Origin of the sequence: Enterococcus pallens ATCC BAA-351 (assembly GCF_000407485.1) — a bacterium.
In the GTDB taxonomy this organism is placed as follows: Bacteria; Bacillota; Bacilli; order Lactobacillales; family Enterococcaceae; genus Enterococcus_A; species Enterococcus_A pallens.
The window spans coordinates 398,495-411,079 of the sequence record NZ_ASWD01000004.1; the positions used below are offsets into that span (position 1 = coordinate 398,495).

Annotated in this window: 11 protein-coding genes; 5 read left to right on the plus strand and 6 right to left on the minus strand. The window is 42.5% G+C overall.

Annotation, left to right across the window (positions count from 1 at the left end; translation table 11 throughout):
- Positions 1-398 precede the first annotated feature (398 nt).
- Positions 399-1,652, minus strand: coding sequence for a PucR family transcriptional regulator (locus I588_RS28075; protein ID WP_010758592.1), 1,254 nt, complete (start codon positions 1,650-1,652; stop codon positions 399-401).
- Positions 1,653-1,805: 153 nt separating this feature from the next.
- Between I588_RS28075 and I588_RS19535 the strand changes: the two genes are divergently transcribed.
- Both I588_RS19535 and I588_RS19540 read left to right on the plus strand, forming a co-directional pair.
- Positions 1,806-2,315, plus strand: coding sequence for a DUF3237 domain-containing protein (locus tag I588_RS19535; protein WP_010758593.1), 510 nt, complete (start codon positions 1,806-1,808; stop codon positions 2,313-2,315).
- Positions 2,316-2,330: 15 nt separating this feature from the next.
- Entirely contained in the window at positions 2,331-4,271 is a 1,941-nt protein-coding gene (locus I588_RS19540) for an oxidoreductase (protein WP_010758594.1), read from the plus strand.
- An 83-nt stretch (positions 4,272-4,354) separates the two neighbouring features.
- Here the strand turns inward: I588_RS19540 and I588_RS19545 are convergent, their stop codons facing one another.
- Positions 4,355-4,570, minus strand: coding sequence for a hypothetical protein (locus tag I588_RS19545; RefSeq protein WP_010758595.1), 216 nt, complete (start codon positions 4,568-4,570; stop codon positions 4,355-4,357).
- A 53-nt stretch (positions 4,571-4,623) separates the two neighbouring features.
- A complete protein-coding gene (locus I588_RS19550; RefSeq protein WP_010758596.1) occupies positions 4,624-4,809 on the minus strand; it encodes a hypothetical protein in 186 nt (61 codons plus the stop codon).
- A gap of 157 nt (positions 4,810-4,966) precedes the next feature.
- On the opposite strand from I588_RS19550, the gene I588_RS19555 reads away from it, so the two are divergent.
- From I588_RS19555 to I588_RS19565, 3 genes are read left to right on the plus strand one after another with little or no spacing between them, the layout of a single operon-like run.
- On the plus strand, positions 4,967-5,689 hold the full coding sequence (locus I588_RS19555) for a MurR/RpiR family transcriptional regulator (RefSeq protein WP_010758597.1): 723 nt from the start codon (positions 4,967-4,969) through the stop codon (positions 5,687-5,689).
- Positions 5,690-5,727: 38 nt separating this feature from the next.
- Positions 5,728-6,870, plus strand: a complete 1,143-nt coding sequence (locus I588_RS19560; protein ID WP_010758598.1) for a CapA family protein — start codon at positions 5,728-5,730, stop codon at positions 6,868-6,870.
- Positions 6,871-6,890: 20 nt separating this feature from the next.
- On the plus strand, positions 6,891-7,811 hold the full coding sequence (locus I588_RS19565; RefSeq protein WP_010758599.1) for an alpha/beta fold hydrolase: 921 nt from the start codon (positions 6,891-6,893) through the stop codon (positions 7,809-7,811).
- A 44-nt stretch (positions 7,812-7,855) separates the two neighbouring features.
- Here I588_RS19565 and I588_RS19570 read toward each other — a convergent pair whose 3' ends face one another.
- From I588_RS19570 to I588_RS19580, 3 genes are read right to left on the minus strand one after another with little or no spacing between them, the layout of a single operon-like run.
- Positions 7,856-9,241, minus strand: a complete 1,386-nt coding sequence (locus I588_RS19570; RefSeq protein ID WP_010758600.1) for a gluconokinase — start codon at positions 9,239-9,241, stop codon at positions 7,856-7,858.
- A gap of 45 nt (positions 9,242-9,286) precedes the next feature.
- Entirely contained in the window at positions 9,287-10,618 is a 1,332-nt protein-coding gene (locus I588_RS19575) for a 6-phospho-alpha-glucosidase (protein WP_034694181.1), read from the minus strand.
- Between the two features lie 3 nt (positions 10,619-10,621).
- Positions 10,622-12,241: a PTS transporter subunit EIIC gene (locus tag I588_RS19580; protein ID WP_010758602.1), complete on the minus strand. Its 1,620-nt coding sequence runs from the start codon at positions 12,239-12,241 to the stop codon at positions 10,622-10,624.
- Positions 12,242-12,585 lie beyond the last annotated feature (344 nt).

Consider the following 12,585-nt stretch of genomic DNA (forward strand, 5'->3'; position numbering starts at 1 on the left):
TTCAAAATTTGATTATTGTTATAGTTTTAATTGGGAATTGCCCGTTTCATTGTTATGTATTTCACAATTAGAATTTATCATATCCTTTTTGAAAAAAATGTCGCCTTTCTGACACTTTCATCAATTACTAACCAATTTTTTTACAAAATGTGCGAAAGATCACAATGACCGCTGATTTTCAACAGCAATAACCCGCCTGTTTTATAAATAAACATTTTCATTTATTACTGAAAAGCAATGCGTGAAAGTTATTGAAGAAGACTACAACAAAAAAAGATTAGCGTTCGGCTAATCTTTTAGTCAGTATATTCAAGTTTGTTAACAGTTTCTCGATAGCATCAACTAAAGTGTAAATTTTGACATTAAGCCGAGCAATTACAACATCCAGTCTCTGCCTTTTACCTGCGTATTAAATTCAGGTTCAGATTCACATTTTCCAATATCTTTTTTGCTTGAAAGGCTAGCTGTAAATCCCATGCCATCTTGGGATTATCAATATCAGTCTCTGTTAAATCACGGATTTTATTCAAACGATAAATCAGTGTGTTACGGTGGATATGAAGTGCCTTAGATGTTTTATTAATATCATTTCGCTGGTACAAATACATTTCTAAAGTTTTGGCCAATTCCGTTTCATGCATTTTGTCATAGTTCATTAATCGCTGCAGCGACTTCGGTACGATATTTTCAGGTAATAATTTCTGCACCGGCTGCAATAACAGACTTTCTGACAATGTCTCAGCAAAAGATATACAACAGCTGCTTTGTTCCAGCAATTTAGCCGTTTGATAAGCTAACTCCGCTTGCTGGACATAAACATGGCGATTCGTTAATGAAGTAAAAACTGTGCTGATACCACAATAGATCCCGTACTTCTGAACAAGATTTGAAAATTTCGATTCCAGTTTTTTTTGTTCCAGCTGATGAAACAGTAAATAGAGTTTCTGATCCTTCACTAAATAAAGGATATCTGAGCGGCCTTTAACAATCCGACTTTCAATGTGCGACAAAACGACTGGATCTTGATCCCTTTCTGATAGAACAGCAATACAAAAGGGCTCTTCAATTTGAACAGTAGCCAAATATTCTTCTAAAGAAGCCACAGTTGGGTAATTTACTGTATCAAAGAATTTTTGTGCCAGCAGCTCCTTCACTGGATTGATGGCGTACTTCAGGCGGAAATTCTTCGACCGCATCAAAATCGTACAGAATTGACACAACAGGTTGTTTAACTGCAAGGAAAAATCCAACAGCGCTTCATCTATAAACAACACACTGACAAAGCCTTCTAAATTACTATCAATATAGACCGGTCCGCAGGTTTGAGGATAGTCTTCACAAACACCCCAGTCAATGTAAAGAGCCTCCTTTGAGCTGGTAATGGCGGTCATCAGACCATCATTAATGTAGTGTTCCATAATCGTATGGTCTGTGGGTTCTCCGCTATGAATAATCTGATGCCAATAAGGATCACCCACCTCTTCATCCCCAGCATAAGTGATAAAACGATATCCAGGATCGGTCACGATGATCGACAGATCAAAGGTTTGATAGGTAAATACAACTAATTCTTCGATGGTACAGCCCTTGGCTATATGGCTGATTACTTGATTGGTATACTCAGCCAGCATACTCTCTGTGTAGGCATTCATTGCTTCTCCCCCAATACCCTTGATAATCTAATTTTAGCATTACTTGGTATTTTTGACGATACAGTCCGTAAAAATCATTGAATTTACCGATGGCTTAAAAACGTTTACATGTTATTATTTTCACAATAATAATTATTTAGGAGGGTATGAAAAATGAAAGATTTTAAGCTGAACAAATTCGAAATTGAGCACATTTTCACTTATTCAATCGACGTTAATGCCGACATGTTCATTCAAAAGCTGCCAACGGGAGGTACGCGAGTAACGGGAACAATTGCTGGTGGAAAAGTTTGGGGACCGAAGCTGCAAGGAAAAATTTTGCCAGTTGGGGCGGATTGGTCTACTGTTCATCCAAACGGGATTGTTGATGTGGACTGCCGAACGATGATTCAAACTGATGATGGTGCCAACATTAACATGTTCTATAAAGGCCGGATTGATTTAGGCTCAGAAGAAGCGGCTGCGGATTATGCCAATGGAAAATTCCCGCCTGTAATGGGCACTCAGCCAATGCCTGTGCTGGATACCGATGATCCCCGCTACGACTGGTGCAACCGAGTGGCTTGCTTTGGAATTGGCCGCGTTGATTTTACCAGTGATCCGATTGTGATCCAATATGATGTTTATCGTTATTATGCGACTCCCTTTGCCAAAGACGAATAGAAAGTAGGTCATTTTATGAATTATAGTGCATTGTTTACCCCGTTTAAAATTGGAAAAATGGAAGTAAAAAATCGGATCGTGATGTCGCCGATGGGAACTAACTCAGCTTTTGCTAACGGTCGCAAGGACGAGCAAGAAATTGATTATTTTGTGGAACGGGCCAAAGGTGGTGCCGGAATGATCATCTTAGGCTGTCAGCCGCTAAACGAAGAAATCGCTCAGGGCTCTATGGAGGGTACTCTGGATTCCTTTACTGTGATGCCGGCCCTGACCTCCATGTGTGATTCGATTCATCGCTATGGTACCAAAGTGGTTTGCCAAATTACTTGCGGAACTGGTCGGAATGCCTTTCCAGATACATTAGGCCGGCCGCCAATGTCCGCTTCACCGATTCCATCTGCTTTTGATCCCAATGTTCCTTGTCGCGAGATGACTAAGGAAGACATTCAGGCAGTTATGGATGGCTTTACTTTTGCGGCTGGCTTGGCTCGTGATGCTGGCTTTGACGCCGTGGAAATTCATGCACATGCCGGCTATTTAGTTGACCAGTTTATGTCTCCTGTTTGGAATAAACGAACCGATGAATATGGTGGGTCACCAGACAACTTTGCTCGCTTCCCACGGGAAATTATCCAGGCCATTCGTAAAGCGGTGGGACCAGACATGCCGATTCTATTCCGGATTTCCTTGGATCACCGTTTTGAAGGCGGCCGAACTTTGGAGGATTCTATTCCTTTGATCCAATTGCTAGAAGAAGAAGGTGTCGATGCCTTAGATATTGATGCTGGCTGCTACGAAACCTTAGACTACATTTTCCCTCCTTCTTATTTAGGTGAATCTTGTATGTCTTATGTAACCGAAGCTGCGCGCAAAGCTGTGAAGATTCCTTTATTGAATGCTGGAACCCATAATCCAGAAACAGCAGTAGAATTGATTGAGTCCGGCAATGTTGACTTTGCCATGATCGGCCGCGGATTAATTGCCGACCCTGAACTGCCAAATAAATTACTGGAAAACCGACGAGAAGATGTGCGTCCGTGCATTCGCTGCAATGAAAACTGTATCGGACGAATTTGGAACAACCATACGAAGCTGAGCTGTTCAGTGAATATCCAAGCCATGGAAGAACGTCGCTTTAAACTAGAAGCAGCTGATCAGCAAAAACACATCGTCGTAGTTGGCGGGGGAGCAGCTGGAATGGAGGCAGCACGTGTCGCTGCTATAAGAGGACACAAAGTTACCTTGTTTGAAGCTAACCATCGCTTGGGTGGCATTATGCGAGATGTCGCTACCGCTAACTTTAAACAAAATATCCAAAAACTTAGTGACTGGTATGAGACCCAATTGCAAAAACTGGGTGTGGACGTTCAGCTGAACACCTTTGTTTCTCCAGATGATCCAATTTTAGCCGAATGTGATCAAATTTTTGTAGGCTGTGGGGCTGAACCGTTAGTACCAAACCTACCGGGAATTGATTTACCGAATGTGGTGACGATGGTAGCCGCTCACCGAGATGAATCCTTAATCAAAGGCGAAAATATTGTCGTCTGCGGCGGCGGTTCTACTGGCTGTGACGGTGCCTTGGAAATGGCGGCGGAAATGAACAAAAAGGTTACTATTATTGAAATGAAGGAAGCTTGTGCGGAAGATGCGATGTTTATCAACCGGATCTCCTTAATGAACGCATTGGCAGCTAACAATGTCACCCTGCTGACAAGCACAAAGGTTTCCGCGATTGAGGCGGATGGAGTTGTCGTAGAGACAGCCAATGGATCGACTGAAAAAGTTCCGGCAGATACTGTAATTAACGCTTTCGGTATGAAGCCAGTACTCTCGACTGTTAACGGCATTAAGGAAAAATACCACACCAAAACCCGAGTAGTTGGTGACAGTAGTAAAATCGGTAAAATCGGAGATGCGATTCGCGACGGCTTTTATGCTGGCAGCGCCATTTAAAAATTGATAAAGGAAAAGATCCAGTACGTTTTATGCAGCAGCTCTAAACTGTTAGAGAATTTCTGCAAATGTACTGGATCTTTTTACCATTCTTCTTTTACCTGTACTGATTGTATCTGGCATGATTTTTGTTCTGCGACTGCTTGATCATATAAGGTTTTGTACTGCTGATAATCTGCCTCTAATTGCTGCAGCGACTGCTTTTGACTAACTGTTAGCTGCTGCTTGCGCAATGTGCCTACTTGAAAGGCCAGCGTCTGTACATACTCTTCTAATTCGGCAAACTGTTCTGAATTCATTGAATTTCTCCCTTGCTGATTTTTATTCTTCCTTTTAAAGCTCTGTTAATCGTTCAGTACTTCGCTTCAACTGTTTTTGCAGCTGACGGTATTTTTTTGCAAAAAGCACACTTGGCTTCGGTTCCGATTACATGAGAATAGGCTTCATGGATAAACACTATTTCTGTTAGTGTTCGCGACAATACACGCTGCTGAAGACGCACCTGTTTTTTATCAGGTACAATTTGTAACTCCATCATAGGATTCCCTCCTCTCTAGTTTACCTCACCTATACGCATAGTCCCGGCGATTCTTAATAAAAAATTAACCCTTAGTTAGATAGAGTCGTTCCTATAATTTTTGCTATTCAACAATCTCCGTTATGCTATACTTATTTCTAAGGGGCGGTGAAAACAAATGGACTTGGACATTATAATGAAGGGGAAAAAGCTTTCAGCTAATGAGCAAGAAATCCTTGAGTACCTGATTAGTCACGTAGATCAATTGGAAGGGGTTTCCCTACGTGAATTGGCTCAGCGTTTGTTTACTTCACCCGCGGCAATTGTTCGTTTAGCACAGAAGCTGGAGTTTTCGGGGTATTTGGAGCTGTTCTATTACTTGAAAAATCAATTTCGTCCCAGTGGTCAAGGGGTCTCCGCAACAATCGATTTCAATATCGACACAAAGAGAATTGAACCTTCCATCAGCAGTATGAAGGACATTTATGCCCACAATAAGGATAAATTTGTGACCATTTATGCTACTGGCTTTTCCAGTATTGTTGCTGATTACTTACATAAAAAGCTGCTGGTCAACGGAATTAAGACGCTGTTCGTCAGCGCCGGGGATTCATCAGGGATCATCAGCAATAATACCGACAATATCAGCATGCTCATCAGTATTTCCAAATCTGGCGAAACGCAAAAGGTGATCGAGAAGATGACCTTTTGTCAGGAAAGAAATATTCCTAATATCCTTTTTACGGGAAATTTGCACTCGCGAGCAGAGCAATTGGCGACTATCAGCTTTGAAGTAGAAGACGAGCGGCCATTAGATAGTCAAAACATCAAATACAACAGCTTTTTTGGAAAGTTAATGCTGTTATTAGAATATATCGTGCAAGAATTTGTTCAGGAATGAAAAGCTAGGATAATCAAAAAACAAGGAGTTTGTGGCAAATGAAAAAGTTGTTGGCAGGTATTGCCTTAGTAATCGTTTTAGCAGGGTGCTCCAAAGGGGAAGTTGAAAAAAGAAGCTTGCGGATTGACAGCCGAAGCGATGATGAGCCCGTAGAAGTCTCCTTCTCAGCCGTTGGGGATAACCTAATTCATGATTTTATTTACATGAACAACCAAAATCCCGACGGTACGTATCGCTTCGACTATATGTATGAGCCAACTCGCTATTTAACGAGCGATGCGGATGTTTCCTATATTAATCAGGAAACCATTTGTGGTGGAGAGGCTCTAGGATTATCTGGCTACCCGGCTTTCAATGGTCCAACGGAAATTTTAGACGCTGTCCACGGTGCAGGGTTTAATTGGCTGGCAGCGGCCTCTAATCACTCAATGGATCGCGGCGAAAATGGCATTGTTAGTCAACTAAATTATTTAGATCAAAATTATCCTGATATGATGGTCACCGGTTCACAGCGTTCAGCGAAAGACAGCCGTTTGAAGGTTAAAGAAATCAATGGTGTGAAAGTCGGCTTTACTACCTATACTTATGGATTAAACGGCTATGCACTCCCTTATGGTAAAGAATATTTAGTGAATTTAATTGACGATGAGGTAATTCAAGCAGACATGGAGGAGCTGAATCAAATCAGCGATGTCCAGGTTGTCAGCATGCATTGGGGACAGGAGTATCAATTTGTACCCGACAGTGAGCAGGAACGCTTGGCTCAGCTATTAAGTGATGCAGGTGCAGATGTAATTGTAGGTGGTCACCCTCATGTTATTCAGCCAATGGATTATATTACCGGCAGTGGTGGAAATGAAACGCTCGTTATTTATTCTTTAGGAAATTTTCTGTCTTCACAAAACGTGAATGACCAAATGCTAGGGGGCATGGCTCGCTGGAAAATTAGCTTCAACAAAGCTACAGACGAAGTTAGCTTCAAAGATGTGACCTTCTGGCCGACAATTACTTATATTGGCGATAATTATCAAACCTATGAAGTCTATGCTTTAAAAGATTATACAGATGAATTAGCCAATCAACACATGCTGCATCTCTATGGTGGACAGGATACGTCACGGGAATATTTTATTAACCGGGTAAATGAAATTATGAATGATAAGGTAGAGCTAGTTTATTAATCAAACCAGCAGGGGGATTGATGATAGTCTGGATTATAGCTATTTTACTGCTGGTAGTTTTAGGCGTTTTATTACTGCAATTTGTTAAGGATCGAAAAGCAGCTTATCGACGTTTAGAAAATTACACAGTCACAACTTTTGAAAGTTCTTTCGGTACAATGAGTTATGTAGACGAAGGATCCGGCGAAGCTATCTTAATCTCTCATGGCATTTTTGGCGGCTACGATCAAGGGATGGTTAGTTTGAAACAAGTAGCTGGAGAACGTTGCCGAAAGCTGGCACCTTCACGTTTTGGCTATATTGGCTCAGCTCTGCCTAGTGAGCCAACACCTAAAAATCAGGCACTTGTATTCAAAGAGCTGTTAGATGACTTGGGGATTGACCAGGTTTATCTTTTAGCAACCTCAGCAGGGGGGGCTGCCGGCCTTCGTTTTGCTCTGGATTTCCCTGAGCGGACCAAGGGGTTGATTCTATTGTCTTCAGGAGCGCCTGATAAGAAACGGACTGAAGAGGAAATTCGCAAGATGGGGCTGCAAGGTCCGCCTCCAATGATCGTCAATGATTTTATCATGTGGTTTGCTATGAAATACTTCAGCGCAATGTTTACTCAAATGATGGGCGCAAAAATAGAAAAAAATCAGCTCTTTACCACTATGCTGCCAGCTAGCCCACGCAAAAAGGGAGTAGCGGCTGATACGAAAGTCACTAACACCGACATGACTCGAAATTACGAGAAGTATCCGTTAGAGGAACTAAATGTCCCTCTTTTAGTTTGTCATGCGAAAGATGATCCAATGGCAAGCTACCAAACCATTGAAAAATTATTGGCTCGCGTACCCGATCAGGCCCACACCGCCATTTGTGAATCAGGCGGACATATTATGGCAGACAGCGGAGATTTAGTGGATCGTGCGATTCAACAATTTATGAATCAGACATAAAAACAGCAAGTTCACACTCTGCAGTCGTGAATTTGCTGTTTTTATTATTCTGCAAAATAGTTTGCAGCAAGTTCCTGGTACTGTTCCGCACGAACAGCATCTGGGGTAAAGGTCTTCCCAGCTTCCACTATTCTCTCGGGCTGCTGAATCAAGTAATACAAGCCGAAAAGCGGTTCGTTTTCCTCAGCATACATACATGGCAAGCCCAATAAATCTGCGGTCATTTGGGTTAAAGCATCTGTTTGAAAAAAGCCGCCACTCACTGATAAAGCACCTCGGGCCCCTACCATCCCCGTCAGAATACGAACATTCATCAGCATTCCCTCCACTACTCCGCGAATCAGGTCGTCCTTCGTATGTTCAACTGTTAAATGCTTAAACTCAGCCTTTTTATTAGAAGACCAAAAAGGTGCACGTTCACCATTCAAGTAAGGAAAGAAGCGTAACCCTTTTGCTCCAAGGGGAGAGGCTGCCAACGTTGCCGGCAGCTGTTGATAGAAAGTTCCCGGTTCCCCAATAGCTTGTGAAGCCCACGCCAGAACGCAGCCGCCATTATTGGATGGCGCACCGATCACATAGTGCTCCCGGTCCAGGTAGTAGCAAAAATTCTGTTTTTCCACATCGAAATGAGGCTGCTCAGTAAGATTGCGAACGGCTGTACTGGTTCCAATCGTTAAACTACTGGTGTTTCCGGTACGATAGAAACTGGCATATGCCGTCAAACAGCCATCACTGGCTCCTGCAATAACCTGCACTTCAGTTGACAATCCCAAGCTAGCTGCAGCGCCCGAATCAATCAGAAAGGCAGTTGTCGTATCGGTTAATTCTGCCAGCTGCTTGGGTGCTACCTCTAAATAAGCCAAGATTTCTGAATCCCATTGCTGCGTTTCCAAATTAAACAAACCCGTAGCTGAAGCAATCGAATAATCCACGCGGGCTTTTCCGGTAAAATAGTCCATCAACAACTCCTTGATGCCCCACCATTGAACATTTTTCGAGTAGCTTTTCTGTTGACCGAAGTACAAAATTTTGGCGAAAGGCGACATGGGATGAATCGGCGTACCAGTCTTTTGATAAAAATGCTTTGCCAAGTCTGTATGTTTGAATTCCTCGATTACCTGGCTGGCTTGTTCATCCGACCAAATAAAAATCTTACCGTTCACACCATCCACTACTGGCATAACACTATGCATCGCGGTACTAAAGCTGATCAGCTCTACTTGCTGGCGTACTTCAGCAGGAATAGCTTGAATTCCTTGTACAAAAGCCTGCTCCAGTTCGGAGGATTGCTGATATCTCGCTGGTCCTTCCACGTAAGTCTTCAGGTTAATCGTCGCCTGATAAAGCAGCTGATTCTCCGCAATTACCCCTAGCTTTATTGCCGTTGTTCCTACATCAATACCTAAAAAAGCCTTCGTCAATTTGCTCACCCTTCAATCTCAAAAAAGGCAGCCAATGGTCTGCCTTTTTTGCTTCTATGATAATTCTGGCCAAAACTCGCCATTTTCTTCAATCAGATCGTCCAGCAATTCTTTAGCCACCTGAGCGCTTGGCACAGTCTTCGACAGGGTCAAGGCTTGCCACATTTTCTGGTAGCTTTTTTCCACGTAAGCTTCCACCACTAATTTTTCCACTGTTACCTGTTGAAACATCAGTGCTTGCTGGAAAGCTGGGATGTTGCCCTGTGTCAGTGCCTCAGGTCCATCTACCCCTACGATACATGGTACTTCCACCATCGCATCATCTGGGAAGTTAGCAATTGCCCCATTATTCTCAACGATCATAACCATCCGTTCATGAGTATTGTAGGCGATTGCTCGCGCTAAGTCCACAATAAATGATGCATGGGCATCAATCTCAAAGGCAATTCCTTCAGCCGAGCCATTTTCAATAATTTTTTTGGCATGATCAAAGACCGTCTTTTCGCGTCCTGCCATTACCTCGTTGGCCCGAGTGTATTCAGGATGTTCCTGCATATGATCCGTTACATAATCCGGATACAAGTAATATTTCAAATACGTATTCGGCAAATATTCTGGTGCCACTGCCAAAATATCTTTGGCCTTCTTGTGGGTCTCCTGCCAGCTTGGATCAGTATGCTGGGTATCGACTTCAATCTGAGTCAGGTAGCCATTTTCAGCAACATACGCACGAATTTGGTCCAAATACTCATTACCTTCTTTGTCTTTGACACTGGTCCACCAGCCAAAGTGATTCAAACCAAAATAACGAACCTCTAATTCTTCCGGTTTTTTACCGACAATCTGTGACATCCGACGCAATGTTCCTACCGGCATATCACAAATATTCAGCACTTTAGAGTCTGGACGCAGGACACGACAGGCTTCCGCCACAATCGCAGCTGGGTTGGAATAGTTCAGCATCCAAGCCTCAGGTGAGTATTTTTCCATATAATCAATGATTTCCAGCATACCGGTGATACTACGCATACCATAAGCAATTCCGCCCGGTCCGCAGGTTTCTTGTCCAAAGACACCATGACGCAACGGCACCTTCTCATCTTTTTCTCGCATCGCATACTTGCCGACGCGAATGTGCGCCATACAGAAATCAATATCACTAAAGGCTTCCTCAGGATCCGTGGTGTAAGAAAACTCGACTTCTGGTGCTTGCTCTCGCAACAGAATTTCCAACGCTTCCCCTAAAATTCCTTGGCGATCGCCATCATTGTCATACAGCTTCAGCTTTCTTAAGGGAAACCGGTCGCTGTTGTCTAGTAACATCATCACAATACCAGGTGTAAAGGTACTACCGCCACCGGCAATTACTACTGAAAATTTCTTCATCATCTATTCGTCTCCTTCTGGGTCTCTGCCTAAATACTTCTCTAAATCCTCCCGCACTTGCGGCACCGTTAATCCATAAACTACATGAACATTCTCACCATTTTTGATGACGCCCTTGGCACTCGTTTGGTCCTTTAACAAGGTCTCATCCACTAGTTCAGGATTTTGCAGCTTCAAACGTAATCGAGTGTAACAATTATCAATGGTTTTAATATTAGCTTCGCCGCCTAAGCCTTCAACGATCGTTGCAGATATCCCGCCATCAATGCCATCCAAGGCAGCCGATGAAGCGGCACCTGCAGGAACTGCAGCATTTTTCTCGTTGTATTCCTTTTTCGAGTACAGCTTGGTTTCCTGTCCGCTGTCTTCCCGGCCGACTGTTTTCAAGTTCAGCTTGGTAATCAGCAAACGGAAAGTAAAGTAGTAAATAAAGAAGAAAGCAATGCCGACTGCAATATACACCGGCCAGCGGGTCTTCTCGATACCTAGAGGCAAGTTATATAGTAAGAAATCAATGAAGCCATTAGGACCAATTGCTCGAGAGCCAAAAATGTTCAAAGCTACCATACTCAACCCGCTTAAAGCAGAGTGAATAACAAACAATACTGGCGCAACAAACATAAAGGAGAACTCAATTGGTTCAGTAACCCCAGCAACAAATGATGTAACTACGGCTGGAATCAAAATCGCTTTTACCTTCATTTTGTTTTCTGGTTTAGCTGTTTGGTACATTGCTAAACATGCCCCGATTAACCCAAACATTTTAGAAATTCCGCGAGCATCCCAAATCACGCTGCCAGATAATACTCGAACTGCCGGATCAGCAATTTCTGCAAAATAGATATTGCGGGCCCCTTCGAAAACCTGTCCGCCAACTTCGGCTACACCACCTAAAGAGGTATATAAGAATGGGGTGTAGATTAAGTGATGCAGTCCAGTTGGAATTAACAAGCGCTCCAGTGAACCATACATGAAGATCCCAAAGTTGCCCGTTTCTTTAATTACCCCACCTAATCCATCAATACCGTGCTGAATCACCGGCCAGATGAAGGATAAGGCAATCGCTGATAAAACTAAAATCGGGATCAAAACGATAAAGACAAACCGAGCACCGCCATATACTTGAAAAGCGTTATTAAATTTAGTGTCGATGAAGCGATTATGGACTAGTGCCACCACGATTCCTAAAATAATTCCTAGAAAAACGCCCATATCCAATACTTGAATTCCTAAAACCATCGTTTGACCAGAGCCTTGCAAAGCATCCGGCTCCACCAGCATGCCTCGCAGCTCCATAAACTTGTTCATGGCATATAAGAATACTAAGTAGCCTAATAAAGAAGTAAAAGCTGCTTCAGCTTTTTTCTTGTTGGCTAAACCTAAGGCAATCCCAACACAAAAGATAATACCTAAATTAGTTAAAATCGGTAATAAAGAGGCGGACAAAATACTGCCGAACCCCATCGTGATTGGATTATCTAAAAATGAAAATTGCTCAATCAATCGCGGATTGGTAAATACATTCCCGATGGCGATTAATAACCCGGCAATCGGCAAGATCAAGACGGGGATAAACATCGCCTTGGAAAATTTCTGCATGGTGTCCATTATTTTCGCTTTCATCTTACTGTCTCCTTTTTCTTTGATGGGTTCATTATAGGGAAGAACTTTGATGATTGATAGAGATAACGCTTACATAGGAATGCGTTTCAAGATTTGAAATGTGTTTCAGGAAAAGCTTACTATTTTATAAGCAACTATTTATTGAGCTCAAGTAGCCTCATTTCAATATTACGATCCTAGTTTTAAAAATCTCCGTTTAATTCCTTATGCAAGGCGCCTATGAAATCTTAAATTTGATGCTATTTTATCCTTTTATCCTTATTTTTAAGATTATTAGCTGATATGAAGGCGATCTTATCTATACATTCCCCTATTATTCTCCTATACTGTTAATAAGAAGATCG